Genomic DNA, 23441 nt, shown 5'->3' with positions numbered 1-23441 from the left:
AGCAAACCTCCTAAATCTCATACCGCAATCGAAAGGTCACAAACCGAGGCTGTATAAAATATTCCGAAGCAAAAACCGATACATTATTATTACCGTTTTGCACTTGCCGTGTGGTATTTAGCAAGTTAGTGGCTTTAATGGTATATTCCCATTTGGCATCCCTATTCTTTCTATAAGATAGCGAGGCGTTCCAAATTTCAAATTCCTGTGGGGAGCCATTCGGGTTACTTTGTCGGTTATAGGTATAGTCGGTTAAAAAGGTAAATTTCTTCCAGATATAGGCATCAAAATCAATGGAAGGAGCGTTAGTTGTAAACTTTGTAGTCCTGCCTCCCTGTTCATTATTATTTACAGCGTATCTGTATCGAATTCTAAAATTAGGAGCTTCCTTAAAATTACTGCGAATCTCGGGGGTGTAGCTTTGGGAAAAACTTTCGTTTATAGAGCGTTCCCCCTGTACAAACTGATTAAACTTGCTATAACTTACCCTTGCGTTTAAGCTCAATCGAAACTTACCAAATGTGCGCTGAACCCTTCCAAAGGAAGTAACACTTTCGTCGGCAAACCCCGAATTAAAAAAGTTGTTGGTACGCACTACACTTTCAAAGTCTGCAATAGACCGAATTTGGTCTACCGCATTGCTATAGGTTACGGAGGCAAACACATTGGTGTAATTAAATAGATTAAAACTGCGATAGAACAAGCTGACATTATTGGTTACCGCATTTTGCAATTCCGGGTTCCCAATATTAATACTATTAAAGCTGTTCAACACAATACCACTAGCCAAACGGGTCACGTCCGTAAATTGGTTGCGCATGTTATAGCGCAAAGTCAAACTTTCACTCTTTTTAAATTGAATTCGGGTTTCAAAACTCGGCAATACCAGCCCGAAATTATCCTGGGTTTCTACCCCGAATTGCTCATTGCCGTAACGGTAGGCATGCGCCGAAACCCCGGGAATAAAAGTAAATATACCAGATTTTAAGGTATATTTCAAACCCAAATAATAATCGCTAAAATTGTATTGGGTATCGTTGGTATCCAATCCGTCATTATCTATTGGTACAGGGTCAAAATTGGTGCCGTCATCCAATAATTGAAACAAATTGGAATTGAAATCCTGTTGGCTTACCATAGCCCCCAACGTAAAATTGATATTACTTCGGTCATTTAGGATATTCCAATAGTCCAATTTCGCATCCATTTGATTGGACTTTACGCGTCTATTTTGGTTTACATTATATCCGATTTGATCGGGGTCGAGCCCTAAATTGTCGGCAATACTTTCATAGTTGTCCTTATCCTCTAAAATAGCATTGTAAAACGGATCTTCGTCCTGTAACAAATGCTGAACTTCCAAAGCAAAAATATTGTTGTTGTTCAGCGTGTAGTAGTAATTCAAATTCTGATTGATACTGTAGGGTGTATTGTCTTCAAATTCGTTTGTATTACCAATAACAGAAGAAAATAAGTTTTGCTCTTGCGATTCCTTCGTAACACGCCCCAGCACATCATAATCCAATTGATTATTCACATTCGGTTTATAAGAAGTACTTAATTTCAACAGACCAATATCTGAACGTTGGGTAGTCATTTGATCGGTTTCTTCGTCGGGGATTCCAAAATTTGGATTGGTATACTGCACCGACCGTTTTTGTCGAATATCAATGCGACTACTATTAAAAATACCAAAACCACTTATATCCAAAGCCTTTGTAGGCGAATAACTAAAATTACCCGAGGCCAATTTGTTTTCAATGTCCTGTGCACGATTGTTTTGTGTTGCTAAAAAGCCCAAACTGTTATTTCCCAGACTTAAATTGGTACCGCTATCCCTACTTGGAGGACGAAAGCCCCCTCCAAATCCCCGTAAATCACTTCGCGTCAATGCGGGTTCTCCTGTATTGTTCAAGTCGCCAATTAAGTTGATACTGTATTTTGGGCTGTAATAAAACAGTTTTGGTTGAAACACATAAAATTCATTGTCCGTTGAAGCACCGCCACCAGCCGTCACATTCCCAAACCAAAAACTTTTTTTACCCTCTTTTAGTTTAATGTTAATGGCGTAATTATCCTGATTGTTGGTTACGCCACTTAATTGTCCCACTTCGGCATAATTCTTTAACACTTGTACCTTGTCCACTGCATTGGACGGGATATTTTTAGTGGCCAGCTTGGAATCGCCATCAAAAAAATCCTTCCCTTCTACCATCACCTTAGAAACGCGTTGTCCTTCCACTTCAATTTGGCCTTCATCATTCACCTCCACCCCGGGGAGTTTTTCCAGGATATCCTCCAGCTTACGCTCGGTGCCATTTTTAAAGGAATCGGCATTATAAATTAGGGTATCCCCACTAATGGTTACGGGCATTTCATAGGTGAGTTCCACGGCATCCAATTGGTTATCCAAAACCATGCTTATGTCCTTATCAATATCTTCGGTAGTGGTGTCCAAAATCTCCTCATGGGTTTTCATACCAATGTAGCTGACTTGCAATTTATAGGTGGAATTTTTGCTTAGGCTAAGGATAAATTTACCCTTATCATTGGTGATACCGTAAGACTCCAAAGCACTAGTTTCTTGATTGATCGCTACCACATTAGCAAGTTCCAAAGGGGTACCGATACTGTCTTTTACAACACCCTGTAGTTTAATTTGAGAATATCCTAGTGACACTAAAAAGGCCAAAATTATGGTCAGTTGTTTTTGCATTTGCTTTTGGTTTGTATTATTGGATTAGCCTCGTTGTCCTCCTCTTCGGCCACCGCCTCGCCTAAAGTTTTCGCGCATTTCCTGAAACTTTTGAGTGGCAATTTCCACATATTCGTCCTTGGTGACCTCCTTACCTTTTGTAGGTTCTTTGATATTGGCTTTATCCTCGGGGTTCAGCACTATTTTTGAACATAAAATTGTCGTTTTATCCGAACTTACTTCCAGTATAAGCCCTGGTAATCCCCAATAATTTCCGGGGCCTTGGTTCACAGGGATTTGCATCGTGTACCAAGCGGTAATTTCAGTTTCCTTTGGGGCTTCCTCCGTTTCAGGTTCTTCACCTTCAGCTTCATCTTCGTTTCTTGGAGGCCTTCTAATTGAACTAAAATCAAAATCTTCCCATGTTTTTATAGCTGTCGCCTTAAAGCACATATAACTGCCTATTTTTTTTGTTTCGCCTGTAATTTTCCAATTCAATTGGGGCAGTTCTTCTTTTACCAAAAAGAGTTTGCCGAACAGTTCCATTTCTGTAAGCGACGCTTTCTTTTGTATGTTTTTGTACTGAATACCTTCCAAAGCACCAGACATCATAGCCCCAAATCTAAATCCACCTTGGTTAGGAGCTTCCAACTTTTCTTCTTCTTTATAAATAGATTCTGTTCGGTTAAAAGTGAGTACAAATGTTTTTTCGAACATGGTCTTTAAGCGTTCTTCCATCCGTTTTCTCTGTTCCTCGCTCATTTCAGGTCGACCAAAATTGCTCATGTCCACAGAAGTTTTGGACATATAAATAGCCTTACCTTGAAAATCTTGGGCACTAATCAATACTGAAACAAATAAAAAAAGGAGTAGTGGGGGGATACGTTTAAGGGAAATGAAAGTCATAATGAAGTTTTAATTGGATGTGGTTAGTATTTGCCCAAACAACCGTTTTGAACATTCATTTGACATCAATGAAAGCCCTTGGTTTAAACCAAAACTATTAAATAAATGTTAAAAAAATCGTTGTCCATTTTGAAAATCTCTGTCATTTCGAGTGAATTTCACAATTGAAATGAGTGAAATTTGTATCGAGCATAAGGATTTTACTTTTACAAATAGTTCTCGATACAATTTTTCGTACCTCAAAATCACTCGAACTGACATATTCATCTGATTTTAAAGAAGATAAAAATGGGATTAAAAAACGACTAGGACCTATTGTAACGTCTTCCCCCTCTGTTATCCCTGAATTCCTTCATCTTTTGGAAAATGATGTCTTTATATTCCTTTTTGGTAGCTTCCTGTCCCTTTTTTGGTGCCTCAATTTTTATTTTCTCTTGGGGATTAATTACGATTTTAGAGCACAGAATGGTAGTGGTGCCGATATTGAGTTCCAAAATTAATCCAGGAAGCCCCCAAAACTCAGACGGCCCTTGGCTAATTGGGATTTGCGGAGTGTACCACGCCTCCACCTCGGTCATGGGAATTTCTTCCGGTTCTTCCTTTTCGTCCGAACTTGCTTCAGCGGTCTCCTCTGTATTCCCCTGTGTTTCCTGACGCAACCTGCCCCATGAAAATTCCCAAAATGCTAATTCCGCAGAAGGTATCGATGCCGTTGCCCTAAAACAATTGTAGTTACCAATTTGTTTGGTTTCAGCACCCATTTTCCAGTTGATTTCGAGTAGCTTATCCTGTATCAAAAAACGTTTTCCATAAAACTCCTGATCTTGCACGAAGGTGTTAGTCTTTACATTTTTATACTGTTCCCCTGGCATAAAATTTTTGCCCCATGAGTCTGTCGCCCCAGAGAAGGCATCCAACTTTTCATATTCGTTGTACACAGAAGCTTCTTTATTGAAATCCAAAATATAAGTCTTCTCCAGCCGGTTTTTCAACCGAGTGGCCACCTGCTTTTTTTGAGCCTCGCTCATTTTTGCCCCCCATCGACCCAAATTCATTTGTGCCTTATACACATATTCTGCCCTGCCCTGAAATTCTTGGGCAAAATTTAGGGAAGATAGACAAAACAGAAGGGCGAGGATAGTGGTTTTTATGACGGTGGTTTTCATATTTTAAAATTTTGTTTAACAAATATACTAAATTGTTGAACATTAATTTTTTGCTTAAATCTAAATTCTTAACAATTGAAAGCATTATGAAACGTTTATCACAACAAGATACGTTCAATAATGGTTCAATTTTTGTACTTTTCAATCTGAAATGAAGCAGACCATTTTTCTTGTTTTTATACTCTTTTATTGCAGTGTTTTTTCGCAAAACCCTGTTGAACTCTTGCAGACGAAAACATCAGCAATGAAAGCGGACCGTATCGTCGGTATTGATAATTTTGGTACCATTTTTTACACCAAAATTAACACTATCTACAAAAAAAATAGGGACACCACGATTAGTTACAATAATTTACAATTGGGGAAGTTGACCACTGCTAACAGCTTCAACCCATTGAAAATCAATTTATTTTATCAGGACTTCAATACCGTCATCATTTTGGATAATCGCTTAGCCGAAATTTTCAAGGTGGATTTTAATACCCTAAGAAGCTACAGAAATATCTCCCACGTTTCCACAGGTTACGACAATACGATTTGGATTTTCAATCAAGACACTCAATTATTAGAAGTTTTCGATTATAAAACCGGAATCACCAAAGCCCAAACTTTGAAACCTATTGACAGCCCGATTTTAGATTTGAAGAGCAATTATAATTATGCCTATTTATTGACTGAGGAGGCGCTTTGGGTCTATAACTATTTTGGGAGTTTGGTAAAAAAAATCAAAAATGACGGCTACACCGAAATTGCAGAGAATAACGAAGTTGTCTATCTAAAAAAGGAAAATACACTTTCCTATTTGGCCAAAGATGCCAAGGAATCGATTCCCTTAGAAACTGATAATATTTTGATACCTCAGTTTTTTGTAACCAATGAAACCTTGTATATTTACAACTTTGAATCTCTCCAAGAATTCCAAATAAAAATGAATTAAATTATGCATATTGCTGTTGCCGGAAACATTGGCGCTGGAAAAACTACCCTAACAAAACTCCTAGCAAAACATTACAGATGGGAAGCCCAATTGGAAGACGTAGTGGACAATCCGTATCTGGATGATTTTTATAACCAGATGGAACGTTGGAGTTTCAATCTTCAGGTGTACTTTTTGAACAGCCGATTCCGTCAGGTACTGCAAATTCGTGAAAGCGGGAAGAATATTATCCAAGATAGAACCATTTACGAAGACGCCCATATTTTTGCGCCCAACCTGCATGCCATGGGATTAATGACCAACAGGGATTATGAAAACTACAGGACGCTATTTGATTTGATGGAATCCCTGGTGCAAGGGCCTGATGTATTGATTTATTTGAGAAGTTCCATACCAAATCTGGTAGCCCAAATCCATAACCGTGGGCGCGATTATGAAAATTCTATCAGTATAGACTACCTCAGCAGATTGAACGAACGCTACGAGGCGTGGATTCATGGTTATGACAAAGGAAAATTACTAATTATGGATGTGGACAAACTCAATTTTGTGGACAATCCAGAAGATTTAGGGCACGTTATCAATACCATTGATGCTGAGATTAACGGGTTGTTTTAAGACGACCTTCTCGATTTTGCAGTTAAAAAACTATTAAATATTCCGCCATCTTTCGTCTAAGTAGATTTATTACTGTTATTTTGTAATGATATACTAGATAAATCGCCTAATCTACCCATACAGATTTAAGCTCAAGATGAAACAATTCCTATTTGTATTTTTACTTTTATGTTCCAGTTTGGGGTTTTCCCAGTTGTACAACCCCGTAAAATGGAGCACTGAGTTCGAGAAAATTTCGGATTCGGAATACAACTTAATTTCGATTGCAACGATTGAGGAAAAGTCGCATTTGTACGCTCAGGACATTCCAGAATTTGGTCCTGTTCCAACGGAGTTCACCTATATAAAATCTGGTGAAGATTTCGATTTAATTGGAAAAACAATAGAGGAGGAAGGCGTTACCGTCTTTGACTCGGTGTTTGAAATGACCATCAAATACTTCGAAAAAACGGCCATTTTTAAGCAAAAGGTTAAACTCCTAAAAGATGTTGAAATCATTGAAGGTTCCGTTTTGTTTATGGCCTGTGATGATGAAAAGTGCACGCCCCCTACAGATGTTGAACTAATTTTCAATTTAAGTGGCAACGCACAAACAAATAATACCTCCGGCATTGTCCCCAAAATAGATAATGACAAAGCCAATGAACTACTGTACGGGATGTCGCCTACTGATGTTCAAAAAGCGGATTTCAAATGTGAAAATGAGACTAGCGCAACAGCATTGGAAGTAGATTCCAGTTCCAATTCACTATGGCGGATTTTTGGATTGGGGTTTTTGGGAGGGCTTCTGGCATTACTGACTCCCTGTGTATTCCCCATGATTCCTTTGACCGTTAGTTTTTTCACAAAAAAAGGCACTTCTAATCAGGGTGCTGGTATTTCAAAAGCTTTGCTTTACGGCTTTTTTATTTTTTTGGTGTATGTGCTTTTAAGTATACCGTTTCATTTACTGGATTCCGTCAATCCCGATATTTTAAATGAGGTGTCCACCAACGTGTGGCTCAATATTATTTTCTTTTTGATTTTTGTGTTCTTTGCCTTTTCGTTCTTCGGTTATTACGAATTGACACTGCCATCAAGTTGGACCACGAGAACCACACAAGGTGAAAGCACAGGCGGTTTGGTAGGTGTGTTTTTTATGGCATTGACTTTGGCCATTGTGTCCTTTTCATGTACTGGGCCAATATTAGGCTCATTGCTGGCAGGCTCGTTGACCTCTGATGGAGGGGCATGGCAATTGACCTCTGGAATGGCCGGTTTTGGGGTATCCCTAGGTTTGCCTTTTGCGTTATTTGCTATGTTTCCTAACATGCTTAATGCCTTGCCAAAATCCGGAGGGTGGTTAAATTCAACAAAAGTTGTTTTGGGTTTTTTAGAACTGGCTTTGGCTTTCAAATTCCTTTCCAATGCCGATTTGGTGGCGCATTGGAACCTGCTTAAAATTGAACCTTTCCTAATCATTTGGATTATTGTATTTGGAGGATTGGCCTTATATCTCTTTGGAAAAATCAAATTCCCACACGATTCACCGGTTAAAAAATTATCTTTTTTTCGAATAGCTACAGGCGTGATGGTGGCTTCTTTTGTCATTTATCTGGCTTCTGGTTTTAGGGTAAACAAATACACCAATACGTTTACTCCGTTGACCTTATTAAGCGGATTGGCACCCCCGGTTGGCTATAGTTTCTTGTATCCAAACGACTGCCCCAACAATTTAGACTGCTTTAAGGATTTAAAGGAAGGCCTGGCTTATGCCAAAAAGGAGAACAAACCTGTTATGATTGACTTTACAGGTTTGGCCTGCGTGAATTGCAGAAAAATGGAAGAGCATGTTTGGCCCGACAAAACAATTGACGGTTTTCTGCGGAATGATTTTGTATTAATTTCTCTGTATGTGGATGACAAAAAAGAACTTCCGGAAAGCGAGCAAATTTTTGTGGAGCGTCTGGACGGCGGGACCCGGCAACTTAAAAACTATGGGCACAAATGGGCACATTATCAAACTCAGTTCTTTCAAAAGAACTCCCAACCCTACTATGTATTGCTTAGCCCGGACGCTAAAACCATTTTGAATGTTCCAGTGGCCTATACGCCTAATGAACAGGAATACGCCTCATTTTTGGAATGTGGTTTAGAAGTACATCATAAATTGAGCGAGACAACTCCAAAATTCTTTACATCGAACTAAGCTTAATCGCTAAATGTTAATTCGAAATACACTTGACTTGCACTTCCAGAAATAAAAAAGCCACGCAAAACGTGGCTTCAAAAATCAAAAAATAGTTGTTTAGTTTAGTTAGTTTCCTATTTAGGAAGCATCTTTGATTTTTAGTGCTTTAACTTTGGCTTCAACCTCAGCTTTCTTTCCGGTAATCGTTTCATAAGTGGTGGACGTTTCACCATTTTCAACAGTTGTGGTAGTCACTACAGCTTTTACGATACCTTCTTCATTAGTTTCGGTCAATTCTACTTTCATTTCCTTTTGGATTTCTAATTGCTCAATTTGATTGTCTTCAGAAACATAAGCCGTCACTGCATCAGCGGATAGCGCAATACTTGGTGCAATTACCAATGCCACAACAGACATCAATTTCAAGAGAATATTTAAAGAAGGTCCTGAAGTATCTTTAAATGGATCGCCAACGGTATCCCCAACAACGGCTGCTTTGTGCGCGTCAGTACCTTTCCTACCTTGCTCCTCAATCATTTTTTTAGCGTTATCCCACGCACCTCCGGCATTAGATTGGAAAATTGCCATAAGCACACCACATGTGGTCACACCAGCTAACAAACCTCCCAACATTTCCGCACCGCCAATAAAACCAACGGCTACCGGTACAGCAATGGCCAATAAACCTGGTAATACCATTTCCTTAATGGAAGCCTTGGTTGAAATTGCCACACATTTATCGTATTCAGCAACACCATCGGCTTCATCAAAAGTTTTTCTTTGCGCTTCCGTAGCTTTACTCATATCAGAATCTACGGCACGCATCACTTCCAAAGCGGCTTTCAATTTTGGAATATCCCTAAATTGACGACGAACCTCTTCAATCATAGCCATTGCTGCTCGTCCTACCGCATTCATTGACAATGCAGAGAACACAAATGGCAACATACCGCCAACAAGTAAACCTGCCATTACTGTTGGTTTAGACACATCAATAGCAATTATATTTGCAGTTTGCATAAAAGCAGCAAATAAAGCTAATGCCGTTAACGCTGCAGAAGCAATTGCAAACCCTTTTCCAATGGCTGCAGTTGTATTACCAACAGCATCCAATTTATCCGTACGCTCACGTACTTCAGGGTCCAACTCTGCCATTTCAGCAATACCTCCAGCATTATCTGAAATAGGTCCGTAAGCATCAACAGCAAGTTGAATACCTGTATTTGCCAACATACCTACTGCAGCAATCGCAATACCATACAAACCAGCAAAATGGTGCGATACCAAAATTGCAGCGGCAATTAAAAGAATTGGAATCATTGTAGACATCATTCCAACTCCTAAACCAGCAATAATTGTAGTAGCTGCACCAGTTTCAGATTGCTCTACAATAGAGTTTACAGGTTTTGTACCTGTTCCTGTATAATATTCTGTTACTTTACCAACTGCTAAACCGGCAACTAGACCAGCTACAACTGCCCAAAATACACCTAATGAAGAAAACTCGTTACCTCCAAACACCCATGTTTCTGGCAACATTTGGTTAATTATAAAGTAAGATGCAACTAGCATTAAACCGGCAGAACCAAATTCACCAATATTTAAAGCGGTTTGAGGGTTACCACCATCTTTAACTTTTACGAAAAACGTTCCGATAATGGACATTATAATACCTACTGCAGCTAACACAAGCGGTAAATATACTGCTCCTAAACCATCAAAAGCACTTGCAAAAGCAGGTATTTGCGTAAACGCAGCACCTAAAACCATAGTACCAATTATAGACCCTACATATGATTCAAATAAATCTGCGCCCATACCAGCTACGTCACCTACATTATCTCCTACATTATCAGCAATAGTTGCAGGGTTAAGTGGATGATCTTCAGGAATTCCAGCTTCTACTTTTCCAACCAAATCTGCTCCAACATCAGCAGCCTTTGTATAAATACCGCCACCTACGCGAGCAAACAATGCAATTGAGGATGCACCAAGGGAAAATCCTGAAAGCACATTAAGTACTTCTCCTATGCTCCAGCCTTGTCCACTATAAATCATAAATAATGTACTAAGACCTAAAACTCCAAGTCCAACAACACCAAGACCCATTACGGCACCTCCGGCAAATGCAACTTCTAGTGCTTTACCTAATGAATTCCTCGCCGCACTCGTGGTTCTCACGTTAGCTTTAGTCGCTACTTTCATACCGATAAAACCAGCTAAAGCCGAACATATCGCTCCGATAATAAATGACACGGCTACCATACCATTTGAGCCTTCTTCATTACTTCCCTTAAAGAATAACAGCACAGCCACGGCAACTACAAAAATGGCTAAGATTTTGTACTCCGCCTTTAGGAAGGACATGGCACCATCAGCGATGTTCTTCGCTATCCTTTTCATCTTGTCCGTACCTTGGTCTTGTTTACTTACCCATGCACTTTTTACAAATACAAACAGTAAGGCCAACACACCAAAAGCAGGTAATCCTTTTATTAATAAATCCATCTGATTATTAGTTAGTTTTTGGTTAATAGATTTTTTTCAATGTCGCCAAAAATAGGAAAATCTATGTGATAAAAAAAACCACCTTTGATTAAAGATGGTTCAATTTTTTTTGCGATAAATTATCAATTTGACAATTAGATTACAAAAGTACGCTTTTTCTTATGCTCACTTTCTTCATAACGCTTTACGCACTCATGATAAATTTTACGAGCTTCCTCAGCATTGCTCCATCCACCTGTATCTACCTTTTTCTTCTCAAGGTCCTTATATACTTGGAAAAAATGCTCTATTTCCTTTAGCCTATGTGGGTTCAAATCGTGTATGTCACTTCGGTGGCTCCATACAGGATCGGTCACCGGAACACAGATGATTTTCTCATCTGGCCCTTTCTCATCGGTCATGTGGAACACGCCAATTGGCCTCACTTCCATAACCACCATCGGATAGGACGGTTCAGTAGAAAGCACCAAAACGTCCAGAGGATCTTGATCTAATGCTAACGTCTCTGGAATGAATCCATAATCTCCGGGATACATCATCGACGAAAACAATGTACGGTCAAACCTAATTTTATTTAATGTAAAATCGTATTCGTATTTATTTCTGCTGCCTTTCGGTATTTCGATCAATACGTCAAAGGTCAATTCATTTTTATTTTTAGCCATAGTCATAGATTTAGGCCGCAAAGGTATGGATTGACAGCCCATTTAACAATAAATGTGATACCTTTCAAGCTTTTTCAGAGTGCTTTTATCTAAATCGAAAAAAAGCGATGACCGTATTAGCTTTTTGACAAAATCGACAAGTATTACATAGAGAAATTAGACAATTGGTCTTGGAATCTTAAGAAAAATGATTTGCAACCATAAAATCCACCAATCTTGAAGCCAATAGCGGCGTTTGTGCATCCCTATCAAACTGCGGATTAAGCTCTGCAATATCAAAGGACATTACCTTTTTGCTTTTTAAAAGAACCTTTAATGTTTCGAAAACGAATTGCGGCGTAAAACCTAATGGCGAAGGCGCGCTAACTCCAGGTGCATAAGCCGAGGCAAAACCATCCATATCAATGGTGACATACAAATAATCATTATTGTCCATGATTCTGCGTAATTTTTTATAAAGTTGTTTGATACCCTTTTTTGAATAGAGCTCATCGTGCAACATGAATTCGACATTGAACTTTTTCGCTATTTCAAACAACTCTTTTGTATTGGATTGCTTTTGAATACCAATAGGGAGATAATCCACATTATCATACTGCTGAAGAATTTGATAGAAAGGCGTTCCAGAGTTGGGCTGATGTTCCACAGGGCGTAAATCGAAGTGAGCATCAAAATTAATAATACCGATGCGCTTATCTGGGAAGGCATCTTTCAACCCCTTATAATGTGCAAAGGCCATATCGTGTCCTCCTCCAATTCCGATGGGAAATACATTATTTGAAATCAGTGTCGCAATACTTTTTGAAAATGCTTCCCGACAGGATTCCAAATCATTGTCATTACAGATAACATCTCCAAAGTCAATGACTTTTTTGTTTTCAAAGTGAACAGGCACACCTCCTAATTTCGTCCTTAAGCGCCCTGAACCATCCTTAGCTCCCGGCCTCCCCAAATTCCGCTTTACGCCTTCATCACAGGCATAGCCAATAATTCCGAAACCCGAGGTATCCTTGCCAATTCGTCTTATATCTTCACATTGAATTGCTTGATACCAATATTGTGCCCCTAAATCCTGACTGGTCGGTCTTCCTTTCCAATCTGATTTATCTCCGGGTCGATATGTAATATTGAGATCAGCAAACATGGTCATACTATTTCTTTTCCTTTCAAATACACCTTTTCAATATGATTTGAGCCGAAGGCATAGGGGATATAACTATAAGACGGTATTGGCCTTGTTAAAATTAGATTAGCCCATTTTCCTTTGGTAATAGATCCTACTTCATCTTGAAGCCCCATGGCATAAGCCCCATTTATGGTACTAGCGTTAATGGCCTCTTCAGGTGTCATTTTCATTTTGACGCAAGCCGAAGACACTGCAAAATTCATATTACCCGATGGGGCCGAACCCGGATTGTAATCTGTAGCCAATGCCAAGGGCAATCCGGCATCCATCATTTTTCGGGCAGGGGTATATGGGATCCCCAAAAAATAGGAACACCCCGGAAGCGCAACGGGCATCGTACGTGTATTTTTTAATGATTGAATATCCTCATCCCGCATTTCCTCAAGATGGTCAACCGAAAGGACATCGTATTTTACGCCAATCTGCACGCCCCCAATTGCGGTAAATTGATTCACATGAATTTTAGGTTTCAATCCAAATTGTCTTCCAGCTTTTAAAATTGTATCTGTATCTTCTACCGAAAAATAACCCGTTTCGCAAAACACATCGATAAACTCGGCCAAACCCTCCTTGGCAACCCTTGGAATCATATCTTCAATTAACAATTTCAGATAGCCTTTTTTATTGGTTTTGAATGCCTTTGGAAGCGCGTGTGCCCCTAAAAACGTTGCTTTAATTGGAATGGAATAATCCTCTTTAAGGCGTTTAATGACCCGCAACATTTTCAATTCGGCATCCAGGGTTAACCCGTATCCCGATTTGATTTCAATAGCACCCGTACCTAATTTGACCACTTCATCCAATCGAACTTTGCTTTGTTGGTACAAATCTTCTGCTGAGGTTTTTTGGAGTTGTATTGCTGAATTTAATATCCCGCCACCGCGTTTGGCGATTTCTTGATACGATAACCCTTTTATCCTATCCACAAATTCAGTTTCTCGATGGCCAGCGTACACTATATGGGTATGTGAATCGCACCAGCTTGGCAATACCATTTTTCCAGTAGCATCTATGGTTTTATCGGCTTCAATTTTAGGGCAATTTTCCATTGCACCAAAATCTTCAATGTTGCCATTTTTTACCAGCAAATATGCGTTTTTGATAGTTGGCAAAACGGCCATATCCGCACCCGAAACAAAATCAATTCGTTCTTCCCTAACCTGCAATAATTCTTTTATGTTTTTGAATAGAATTGTCATTAAAAAAGCTGTTCTAATATTGAGTCTTCTACTAAATTCGGCAGGGTTACCTTCAGATTTGGGGTACGCTCCATTTCTCGTTTTATGGCAAAATGGGCGCCTTCATTTCTGGCCCAGCTTCGTCTGGAAATTCCATTATTTACATCGTAAAATAACATATTCTTAAGTCGGTTTTCTGCTTCTTTAGTGCCGTCCAACAGCATACCAAATCCACCATTAATGACTTCGCCCCAACCCACTCCGCCACCATTGTGGATGGACACCCAAGTAGCACCTCTAAAACTATCCCCAATCACATTATGGATGGCCATATCTGCTGTAAATTTACTACCATCATAAATATTTGAGGTTTCCCTGTAAGGGGAATCCGTACCGCTTACATCGTGATGATCCCTACCCAAAACCACTGGGCCAATTTCTCCGTTAGCAATAGCTTTATTAAATGCCAAAGCAATTTTTGAACGCCCCTCGGCATCAGCATACAATATACGTGCCTGCGAGCCAACTACCAATTTATTTAGTTTCGCATTTGTTATCCATGTGATATTGTCCTGCATTTGTAACTGTATGTCTTTTGGAGCATTCCCTTTAATGCTTTGCAAAACTTCCAAGGCTATCTGGTCCGTTTTATCCAAATCTTGGGGGTTTCCTGAAGTACACACCCAACGAAATGGCCCAAAACCGTAATCAAAACACATCGGGCCTAAAATATCCTGTACGTAGGATGGATATTTAAAGTCAATGCCGTTTTTAGCCATCACATCTGCTCCAGCCCTTGAGGCTTCCAATAAAAATGCATTCCCATAATCAAAAAAATAAGTGCCTTTTTTTGCGTGTTTGTTTATGGCTTCAGCATGTCGTTTTAATGATGCCCGTACTTTTTCCTTGAACAAAACCGGATTATCCTTTATCATAATGTTTGCCTCCTCAAAGGTGCAATTCACTGGATAATACCCTCCCGTCCAAGGAATATGCAACGAGGTTTGGTCCGAACCCACATGCACAAAAATATTTTCCTTATCAAATTCCTCCCAAACCTCAACTACATTACCGATGTAGGCAATAGATACTACCTCTTTTTCTGTCTGGGCAGTTTTTACAAAATCTATTAATTCATTGATATCCTGTATCAAAATATCCACCCAGCCCTGCTCATGTCGTTTTTTGGCAGCTTTGGCATTCACCTCGGCACAAACCGTGATACACCGTGCAATATTTCCCGCTTTGGGTTGCGCACCGCTCATGCCGCCCAAGCCAGAAGTTAAAAATATTTTTCCCTCAGGCGTTTCTCCTTTTGGAAGAATTTTTCGAAAGGCATTCATGACGGTTATCGTGGTGCCGTGCACAATGCCCTGCGGGCCGATATACATATACGACCCTGCCGTCATTTGTCCGTATTGTGTTACGCCCAAAGCATTATATTTTTCCCAATCATCTGGTTTTGAGTAGTTGGGAATCATCATACCGTTGGTCACCACAACCCTCGGTGCTTCTTTGGAGGACGGAAACAAACCCATGGGATGACCAGAATACATGTGCAGGGTTTGCTCATCGGTCATGGTTGCTAAATATTGCATCGTCAACACATATTGGGCCCAATTTTGAAATACCGCACCGTTGCCACCATAAGTAATCAATTCCTCCGGATGTTGCGCCACTTTAGGGTCGAGATTATTTTGAATCATTAGCATAATGGCCGCCGCTTGCTGTGTTTTGGCTGGATAGGCATCTATTGACCTTGCATATATTTTATAATCCGGCTTGAAGCGATACATATAAATACGACCGAGTTCATCAAGTTCCTTCACAAATTCTAGAGCTAATTCCTCATGCCAATCCTTTGGAAAATAGCGTAATGCATTTTTAATTGCCAATTGCTTTTCGGCTTTGGTCAGTACATCCTTTCGTTTTGGTGCTCTGTTGGTGCCCTTTGGATATGGCTTTGGTTTTGGCAACGTAGCTGGCAAACCTTGTAAAATTTGTTCTCTAAAGGTCATCTTCAATTTATTTTAAAATGAAAGCTTGATGTGCCACCAATTCAATCATGGCATCAATATCATCCTTCAACAAGCGGTCGTCTTCTAGTCTTGCTACTTTTTCACGGATAATTTTAAAATTCGCTTCGATAATATCAGAAAAGGTATTGGGCCTCCTAAACTCCAATGCCTGTGCCGCATACATCAACTCAATAGCTAAAATCTTCTCTAAATTCCCCAAAACCTGATTGAATCTTCTACCAGAAATACTGCCCATGGAAACGTGATCCTCTTGTCCCAATGCCGTTGGCACGCTATCGGTTGAAGCAGGAAAGCACAAGGATTTATTCTCCGTAACCAAAGCCGCAGTGGTATATTGCGGAATCATAAAACCGGAATTCAGCCCTCCTCCAGTAGTTAACAATCGTGGCAATCCGAATTTGCCTTCTAACAATAGAAAGCATCGTCTATCTGAAATATTCCCCAGTTCCGAGGTGGCAATTGAACCATAATCCAATGCCATGGCCAAAGGTTGCCCATGAAAATTCCCTCCTGAAACGGCTTCGGTATCGCTTAACACAATAGGGTTATCGGTTACGGAATTCAACTCGATTTCAGTGAGTTCCAGCAAATGATAAAAGGCATTTCGGGATGCCCCATGCACCTGCGGAATGCAGCGCATAGAATATGGATCCTGCACACGCTCGCAATTTTCATGAGAATCCACATTTTGCGACCTGTAAAGCAACGCGAACATGCGTTCGGCCACCTCGATAGTTCCTTGAAAGGGTCTGATTTTGTGCAATTCATCCTTAAACGGGGCTGAACTACCTTGATAGCCCTCAATACTCATAGCTCCTGCTACATCGGCCAAATCCAGCAGGTATTCCATTTTTTTTAGGCCAGTGACTGCGTGCGCCAAAATAAACTGGGTGCCGTTTATTAAGGACAAGCCTTCTTTGGCTTTTAGCTCAATAGGTTTTAAATGATGCTGAATTAAAACTTCTTTTGCCGGAGCAACAGTATCATTTACCCAAAATTCCCCTTCGCCAAGTAACGGCAAAAACAGATGCGACAATGGTGCCAAATCGCCCGAGGCCCCCACCGAACCTTGCTCAGGCACCACTGGCAGAAGATCATTTTCAATAAAGTATAAAATGCGTTTGATGACTTCCAAACGAATGCCCGAATAGCCTTTGCACAGCGAATGCACCTTGCAAATCATCATGAGTTTGGATAGTGTTTTATCAATGGGCTTGCCCACACCAACGGCATGCGTCAGCAACAGATTTTTTTGCAAAATATTGGTTTCGTTCGTTGAAATTCGAACATCACATAACGGGCCAAAACCAGTGTTAATACCATAAACGGGCTTGTTGGCATTTGCAATTACCTCAACTTTTTTTCTACAAGCAATGACTTTTTCTTTTGCCTCTGAAGTCAACGTTGCTTCCAAATCACCATTGGCAATTCGGAATACCTTTTTTACTGTTAATTCATCTATGCCATATCGGAACATCGGTAAAATTTTTAATGGATTATTACAAAGTTATCCCTATTTTTGATGTTTAAAAAGACTATTTATGTTGCTTTTTGATAACTATGGGTAATCAATTGGAATATCGACATTTGAATTATTTTTTGGCTGTTGCCGATGAACTACACTTTAGAAAAGCGGCCGAACGTCTCTATATTTCGCAACCTGGTTTAAGCAGACAAATCAAACAAATGGAGGAGGATTTGGGGGTGCAACTTTTTGAGAGACACAATCGGAAAGTTATATTGACCAAAGCTGGCGAATACCTTAAGCGCGAACTCGTCATCAACTTAAAGCAACTTGATGATATTTTAAACCACACTAAACTTTTGGGGCACGGCAAAAAAGGTCAACTGAAGTTTGGATATGTGGGCTCAGCAATGCAACGTATCATTCCAGAATTGCTATTGCACTACCGAGATACAAATCCTGATGTGGTGTTTAGCTTAAAGGAAATCGACAACCAAAAACAGATTGAGGATCTGTTGAATTTTAAAATTGATATCGGTTTCGTGCGTTTGGAACATATCCCACCTTCCATTAAGATAAAACGTGTATTGAACGATACCTTTTGTTTGGTATTACCAAAAAACCATCCGCTAGATACCTCAAATTTTGAGGATTTGTGCCAACTTAAAGAAGAATCCTTTATTCTTTTTGATCCCCAATACAGCCAATCGTATTACAATAATGTCATGCAGGTTTTTCGTGACAGTGGTTTTGCGCCCTTAGTAAGCCATCTTACTATTCATGCCAGCTCTGTTTACAAACTGGTAGAAAATAATTTTGGGATTTCCATAGTTCCAAAATCTTTAACCTCAAGCCATATTAAAGGGGTAAAGTTTATTGAGCTGGATATGATGCCACAGCGAACGGAGCTATCCATGGTTTGGCATAGTGAAAATCGCAACCCCATTTTAATGGGATTTCTGGACGTTGCAAAACAACAATATCCATGATAATATCATGGATTTTGTTCTGATTTCAAAAGGGGAAATCATGCTATTGAGCAACTCAAATCATCTATTATGAAGATAAACTTTTAAAGATTTTTACCATCTTACATCGTAAAGTTACGATTAATTTTAGATTAATTTTTATTTATATTTTTTATAATATTCATTTAAATAAATTATAATTATACTCAAAGGAAAACCCATGAAAATTCATGGGTCTTCAACAACAACATTTAACTATTAACTAAACTAAACCAACCAAATATTTTATTCCCCTTGCCCCAATGAAAAAGCACGCTTTCCATTGAATTCATAAAGGTTTTCTGTTTTTATGACGTCCATGCCTTCATTATGCAATTTTGATAATAAAGCGATGACCTGCTCATATTCCACGGGTTCGTAAACAGGTTCGGGGTTATCAATATTCGCATCCATCGCCACAAATCGGCATCTCCAGTGGTCTGTACAATAGGTTTCCTTTAGCCCCCTTGGGTACACTTTAACCCCCCTATTGGTAATCATTTTAAGCTTGAGCTTATAAACACTTATGTTTGAAAGTATTTCACCAATTTCCTCAGGGTTTGAGCCTTTCCAATCAATAAAAACATCAACTCCCAGTAATTGCTTTTCAGCCTCTTTGCGCTTATATTCTGGAATTGTGATTTTTCCAGTACCACTGGCCATGCTACTTTTCGGCAATTTAACTGGGGACTCCCCCAGTCTAGCAATAATGGCATCGGCAAATTCACTAGTGGACACTCTTTTTATACTGTATTGGTTATTAAATATGTCCGCAGTATGGTAGCCCTCTTCCAATGTAGTTAACCACGCATTTTTTATGTTATCCGCTATTTCAGTTTGACCTATATAAGCCAACATGTTGATAGCGGCATTTAATAACCCAGACGGATTGGCAATATTCTGCCCTGCAATATCAGGTGCAGAGCCGTGGATGGCTTCAAACATAGCAATGTTTTTCCCAATGTTGGCCGAACCAGCCATGCCCACGGAACCTCCAACCTCGGCCGCGATATCAGAGATAATATCCCCATATAAATTTGAAGTAACGATCACATCATATCGCTCAGGGTGGGCCGCCAGATGTGCCGCGCCTATATCAATAATCTGGGATTCGTTAATGATGTCCGGGTATTCCGCCGCTATTTCTAAAAATACTTTATGGAAGAGTCCATCGGTCAATTTCATAATATTGTCCTTAATCATACAGGTCACTTTTTTCCTGCCAAAAGCTCTAGCATACTCAAAAGCGTAACGTACGATACGCTCGCAACCCGGCCGGGTAATCAGCTTTAAACATTGTACCACGTCGTCTGTTTGCTGATGCTCTATACCGGCATAGAGGTCCTCCTCATTTTCACGCACAATCACCACATCCATATCTGGGAAGTTGGTCTTTACATAAGGATGCAAGGCCGTTACGGGACGCACATTGGCAAACAGCCCAAGTGATTTTCTTAAGGTAACGTTCAAGCTTTTATAACCCTTCCCTTGTGGCGTAGTTACAGGTGCTTTCAGGATAATCTTTGCATCCCCGATAGTTTCCCATGCTTCAGGTTTGATGCCCGAGGTATTCCCGGATAAATACACTTGCTCGCCCAATTCAATAAAATGAGGCTCAATTTTGGCACCCGCTGCCTTAAGGATTTTTAGGGTAGCCCCCATAATTTCGGGGCCAATACCGTCGCCATGGGCAACGGCTATTTTTACCTTTTCATTGCTTTTCCTAATGCCGTTTTCAGACCTCTTTTTGTGAAAACTGCCGTTTAATAATTCTGCTTCCATATCTTTTTATTTAGAACAGTTCAAAATTATAAAAAGAAAATCATATATTTTTATTTATAATTTTTATTTAAATCATAAATTATTTTAATAATTAATCAAAAACTCCAAAGTAGGAAAAGCTGACTTTAAGAAATATTTAAACTAAATTCGTGTTACCCTACCATAGAATTATTACATAATGTATTCCCTGAAATTGGTATGGACATAAAACAAACTAAACAATGGCATTAAGTTGGAATGAAATAAAAGACCGAGCCTTAAAATTCACCAAGGAATGGGAAGGCGAAAGCAGGGAACGTGCCGAAAAAGACTCGTTTTGGAACGACTTTTTTAATGTATTCGGCATTTCGCGACGACGGCTTGCCACTTTTGAAGAACCCGTAAAAAAGCTGAACAACAAACAAGGTTTTATAGACCTCTTTTGGAAGGGCACGCTACTGGTCGAGCACAAATCAAAAGGAGGAAATCTTGATGCGGCTTTTGAACAAGCTACCGACTATTTTCATGGCATTAAGGAGCATGAATTGCCTAAATACGTTTTGGTTTCAGACTTTGAAAACTTCAAACTCTATGACCTTGACGACAAGAAGACCTATGAATTTGATATAGCAGACTTCCACAAAAACATCAAGCTTTTTGGATTTATTGCTGGGTATCAAAAACGCACATTTAAGGATGAAGACCCCGTAAACATCAAGGCCGCCGAATTAATGGGCAAACTGCACGACCAACTGGAAGATAGCGGTTACGAAGGCCATCCTTTGGAAGTGTTTTTGGTGCGGTTGTTATTTTGCCTTTTTGCGGACGATACGGGAATTTTTGAAAAAGACACCTTTAAAGAGTTTATCGAACTAAAAACCAACGAGGACGGCAGCGACCTCGGCGCTTGGCTGGCCCAATATTTTCAGGTACTGAATACGCCAGGGGAAAAACGGCTTAAAAACCTTGATGAGCATTTGGCGGCTTTCCCCTACGTGAATGGAAAACTGTTTGAGGAACATTTACCTATTGCGTCCTTCAATTCAAGAATGCGGGACATCCTTTTGGAATGCAGCGGATTGGATTGGGGCAAAATTTCGCCCGCCATTTTCGGGAGTATGTTTCAAAGCGTGATGAATCCTGAGGAACGCCGTAACCTTGGGGCGCATTATACCTCCGAGAAAAATATTTTAAAACTGATTAAACCGTTGTTTCTTGATGAACTGCAAGCCGAATTTAAAAAGGTAAAAAGCAATAAAAACAAGCTTGCCGCATTCCATCAAAAACTTGGCAACTTAAAATTTTTGGATCCGGCCTGTGGCTGTGGCAACTTCCTCATCATCACCTATCGGGAGTTGCGTCTATTGGAATTGCAAGTTTTGAAAGCCCTGTATGGCAGTCAGCAAGTTATTGGCATTGACTAGATTATGTTGGTGGATGTAGACCAGTTTTACGGTATTGAATACGACGAATTTCCTGCCAGAATTGCCGAAGTAGCGCTTTGGCTGATGGACCACCAAATGAACCTGCGTATTTCGGAAGCCTTTGGGATGTACTATGCGCGTTTGCCCTTAAAGAAATCGGCAACCATAGTACACGGCAACGCCCTTAGAATTGAATGGACGGATGTAGTGCCTAAAAATGAACTGTCCTATATTCTTGGGAATCCGCCGTTTGTCGGGTCAAAACTTTTGAACAAAGAACAAAGGGAAGAGATGGCAGTAATTTTTGCCAGTGTTGACAATGGTAAAATTTTGGATTATGTAGCAGCTTGGTACTATTTGTCTGCAAAGTTCATTAATAGCACAGCTATCAAAGTAGCTTTTGTGTCAACAAACTCTATTACGCAAGGTGAACAAGTGGGAGTTTTATGGGGAGCAATGCTTAGTGAATTAAAAATCAAGATTCACTTTGCTCACAATACATTCCGATGGAGCAATGAAGCAAAAGGTAAAGCGGCCGTTTATTGCGTTATTGTTGGGTTTGCCAATTTTGACAAAAAAACAAAAAGACTTTTCAGTTACTCCGACGTAAATGCTGAACCAACTGAAATATCCTGTAAAAACATTAATCCATACCTAGTTGATGCAAATGACACTATTGTTGTTAGACGTCGCACACCTATTAGTGATGTACCAAAAATGTCCTTTGGCAATATGCCTCTTGATGGCGGTAATCTGATAATTAATGAAAATGAATTAGCAGAATTTATTGGTAAAGAGCCAAGAGCTAAGAAGTATATTTTACCGTTGATTAGCGCAAAAGAATTCCTGAACAGGAAAAACAGATGGTGCCTCTGGCTAGAAGGAATTGAGCCACAAGATTTAAAGGCTATGCCTCTTGTTTTGGAAAGAGTACAAGCAGTCAAAGAATTTCGCTTGGCAAGCAAAGCACCGTCCACACAAAAACATGCAGATACGCCCACCCTATTCAGAGATCGAAATAGACCGAAAACATTTATCGTAGTGCCCCGAGTTTCTTCAGAAAACAGGAAATATATCCCGATGGGATTCTTCGGCTACGAAAGTATCGTTAGCGATACCTGCATGTCAGTACCAAATGGCACATTATTTAATTTCGGTGTGTTGATGTCTGAAATGCACATGGCTTGGGTAAAATATGTTTGTGGAAGATTAGAAAGCAGGTACAGATATTCAAAAGATGTGGTCTATAACAACTACCCCTGGCCCAAAGCCCCAAGCGACAAAAACAAACAAGCTGTGGAAACCAAAGCACAACAGGTTTTGGACGCACGAGCCGCGTTTCCCGAAAGCAGCCTTGCCGATTTGTACGACCCCTTAACCATGCCGCCCCAATTGGCAAAAGCGCACCAAGCCTTGGACAAGGCCGTAGATTTATGCTACAGACCGCAAGCCTTCACCAATGAAACCGCCCGTATCGAATTTCTGTTCGACCTCTATAATGAATATACCATGCCTTTATTAAAAAAAGGAAAGCATACTAAATAACGTATGTAATATTCAATCCGCCCAAATTAGTTCAATCCAATTACAGGCAAACAGCTGAATATTACTTTTTTGCTTTTGAAACACCCTCCTTAATCCTCCCTCAAGGGGGAATATTACGCAGAAAGTTGTCCCCTTGAGGGGACTTTAGGGGTGTTTTTTGAGCTAATCGAG

The 23441-nt window shown here is 39.9% G+C and carries 14 protein-coding genes and 1 pseudogene; 5 read left to right on the top strand and 10 right to left on the bottom strand.

Annotation, left to right across the window (positions count from 1 at the left end; translation table 11 throughout):
- Positions 1-10 precede the first annotated feature (10 nt).
- From ACFSR8_RS03300 to ACFSR8_RS03290, 3 genes are all read right to left on the bottom strand, one after another.
- A complete protein-coding gene (locus tag ACFSR8_RS03300; RefSeq protein ID WP_380288992.1) occupies positions 11-2716 on the bottom strand; it encodes a carboxypeptidase regulatory-like domain-containing protein in 2706 nt (901 codons plus the stop codon).
- Between the two features lie 24 nt (positions 2717-2740).
- The gene (locus ACFSR8_RS03295; protein WP_380288990.1) at positions 2741-3601 is read right to left on the bottom strand and encodes a GLPGLI family protein; all 861 of its coding nucleotides are present in this window, start codon (positions 3599-3601) and stop codon (positions 2741-2743) included.
- Positions 3602-3906: 305 nt separating this feature from the next.
- The gene (locus ACFSR8_RS03290) at positions 3907-4767 is read right to left on the bottom strand and encodes a GLPGLI family protein (protein ID WP_380288988.1); all 861 of its coding nucleotides are present in this window, start codon (positions 4765-4767) and stop codon (positions 3907-3909) included.
- A gap of 244 nt (positions 4768-5011) precedes the next feature.
- On the opposite strand from ACFSR8_RS03290, the gene ACFSR8_RS03285 reads away from it, so the two are divergent.
- From ACFSR8_RS03285 to ACFSR8_RS03275, 3 genes are all read left to right on the top strand, one after another.
- Positions 5012-5704, top strand: coding sequence for a hypothetical protein (locus ACFSR8_RS03285; RefSeq protein ID WP_380288986.1), 693 nt, complete (start codon positions 5012-5014; stop codon positions 5702-5704).
- 3 nt (positions 5705-5707) lie between these two features.
- A complete protein-coding gene (locus ACFSR8_RS03280) occupies positions 5708-6322 on the top strand; it encodes a deoxynucleoside kinase (protein ID WP_186560456.1) in 615 nt (204 codons plus the stop codon).
- A 136-nt stretch (positions 6323-6458) separates the two neighbouring features.
- Positions 6459-8510 carry a protein-disulfide reductase DsbD family protein gene (locus ACFSR8_RS03275; protein WP_380288984.1) on the top strand — a complete coding sequence of 684 codons (2052 nt, stop codon included), beginning with the start codon at positions 6459-6461 and terminating at the stop codon, positions 8508-8510.
- 120 nt (positions 8511-8630) lie between these two features.
- Here the strand turns inward: ACFSR8_RS03275 and ACFSR8_RS03270 are convergent, their stop codons facing one another.
- The 6 genes from ACFSR8_RS03270 to hutH all read right to left on the bottom strand — a co-directional run bounded on the left by ACFSR8_RS03270 (position 8631) and on the right by hutH (position 17545).
- The gene (locus ACFSR8_RS03270; RefSeq protein WP_380288981.1) at positions 8631-11000 is read right to left on the bottom strand and encodes a sodium-translocating pyrophosphatase; all 2370 of its coding nucleotides are present in this window, start codon (positions 10998-11000) and stop codon (positions 8631-8633) included.
- Positions 11001-11134: 134 nt separating this feature from the next.
- Positions 11135-11665, bottom strand: a complete 531-nt coding sequence (locus tag ACFSR8_RS03265) for an inorganic diphosphatase (protein WP_380288979.1) — start codon at positions 11663-11665, stop codon at positions 11135-11137.
- A 178-nt stretch (positions 11666-11843) separates the two neighbouring features.
- Complete coding sequence (gene hutG, locus ACFSR8_RS03260; protein ID WP_380288977.1) at positions 11844-12809, bottom strand: formimidoylglutamase; 966 nt, start codon at positions 12807-12809, stop codon at positions 11844-11846.
- 2 nt (positions 12810-12811) lie between these two features.
- A complete protein-coding gene (gene hutI, locus ACFSR8_RS03255) occupies positions 12812-14050 on the bottom strand; it encodes an imidazolonepropionase (RefSeq protein WP_380288975.1) in 1239 nt (412 codons plus the stop codon).
- Complete coding sequence (locus ACFSR8_RS03250; RefSeq protein ID WP_380288973.1) at positions 14050-16047, bottom strand: urocanate hydratase; 1998 nt, start codon at positions 16045-16047, stop codon at positions 14050-14052. Before ACFSR8_RS03250 ends, hutI begins: the two co-directional genes overlap by 1 nt.
- Positions 16048-16054: 7 nt before the next feature.
- Positions 16055-17545 (bottom strand): histidine ammonia-lyase, encoded by a 1491-nt coding sequence (hutH, locus tag ACFSR8_RS03245; RefSeq protein ID WP_380288971.1) that lies wholly within the window; start codon positions 17543-17545, stop codon positions 16055-16057.
- 83 nt (positions 17546-17628) lie between these two features.
- On the opposite strand from hutH, the gene ACFSR8_RS03240 reads away from it, so the two are divergent.
- Positions 17629-18522, top strand: a complete 894-nt coding sequence (locus ACFSR8_RS03240) for a LysR family transcriptional regulator (RefSeq protein ID WP_380288969.1) — start codon at positions 17629-17631, stop codon at positions 18520-18522.
- Between the two features lie 264 nt (positions 18523-18786).
- Here ACFSR8_RS03240 and ACFSR8_RS03235 read toward each other — a convergent pair whose 3' ends face one another.
- Positions 18787-20322, bottom strand: coding sequence for an NADP-dependent isocitrate dehydrogenase (locus tag ACFSR8_RS03235; RefSeq protein WP_380288967.1), 1536 nt, complete (start codon positions 20320-20322; stop codon positions 18787-18789).
- Positions 20323-20543: 221 nt separating this feature from the next.
- On the opposite strand from ACFSR8_RS03235, the pseudogene ACFSR8_RS03230 reads away from it, so the two are divergent.
- Positions 20544-23270, top strand: a pseudogene (locus ACFSR8_RS03230) (class I SAM-dependent DNA methyltransferase).
- The last annotated feature ends 171 nt before the right edge of the window (positions 23271-23441 follow it).

Origin of the sequence: Hyunsoonleella rubra, from assembly GCF_042684665.1 — a bacterium.
Classification (GTDB): domain Bacteria; phylum Bacteroidota; class Bacteroidia; order Flavobacteriales; family Flavobacteriaceae; genus Jejuia; species Jejuia rubra.
Note: the sequence above shows the minus strand (reverse complement) of the source record. Positions and strands in the feature narration are given on the sequence as shown.

What these genes read in the sequence shown, in the direction of transcription:
- ACFSR8_RS03285 (WP_380288986.1), top strand. Translation starts at nt 5,012, where the DNA reads ATGAAAGCGGACCGTATCGTCGGTATTGATAATTTTGGTACCATTTTT.
- hutH (WP_380288971.1), bottom strand. Translation starts at nt 17,545, where the DNA reads ATGTTCCGATATGGCATAGATGAATTAACAGTAAAAAAGGTATTCCGA.
- ACFSR8_RS03265 (WP_380288979.1), bottom strand. Translation starts at nt 11,665, where the DNA reads ATGGCTAAAAATAAAAATGAATTGACCTTTGACGTATTGATCGAAATA.
- hutG (WP_380288977.1), bottom strand. Translation starts at nt 12,809, where the DNA reads ATGTTTGCTGATCTCAATATTACATATCGACCCGGAGATAAATCAGAT.
- ACFSR8_RS03295 (WP_380288990.1), bottom strand. Translation starts at nt 3,601, where the DNA reads ATGACTTTCATTTCCCTTAAACGTATCCCCCCACTACTCCTTTTTTTA.
- ACFSR8_RS03275 (WP_380288984.1), top strand. Translation starts at nt 6,459, where the DNA reads ATGAAACAATTCCTATTTGTATTTTTACTTTTATGTTCCAGTTTGGGG.
- ACFSR8_RS03300 (WP_380288992.1), bottom strand. Translation starts at nt 2,716, where the DNA reads ATGCAAAAACAACTGACCATAATTTTGGCCTTTTTAGTGTCACTAGGA.
- ACFSR8_RS03270 (WP_380288981.1), bottom strand. Translation starts at nt 11,000, where the DNA reads ATGGATTTATTAATAAAAGGATTACCTGCTTTTGGTGTGTTGGCCTTA.
- ACFSR8_RS03250 (WP_380288973.1), bottom strand. Translation starts at nt 16,047, where the DNA reads ATGACCTTTAGAGAACAAATTTTACAAGGTTTGCCAGCTACGTTGCCA.
- ACFSR8_RS03280 (WP_186560456.1), top strand. Translation starts at nt 5,708, where the DNA reads ATGCATATTGCTGTTGCCGGAAACATTGGCGCTGGAAAAACTACCCTA.
- ACFSR8_RS03240 (WP_380288969.1), top strand. Translation starts at nt 17,629, where the DNA reads ATGGGTAATCAATTGGAATATCGACATTTGAATTATTTTTTGGCTGTT.
- ACFSR8_RS03235 (WP_380288967.1), bottom strand. Translation starts at nt 20,322, where the DNA reads ATGGAAGCAGAATTATTAAACGGCAGTTTTCACAAAAAGAGGTCTGAA.
- ACFSR8_RS03290 (WP_380288988.1), bottom strand. Translation starts at nt 4,767, where the DNA reads ATGAAAACCACCGTCATAAAAACCACTATCCTCGCCCTTCTGTTTTGT.
- hutI (WP_380288975.1), bottom strand. Translation starts at nt 14,050, where the DNA reads ATGACAATTCTATTCAAAAACATAAAAGAATTATTGCAGGTTAGGGAA.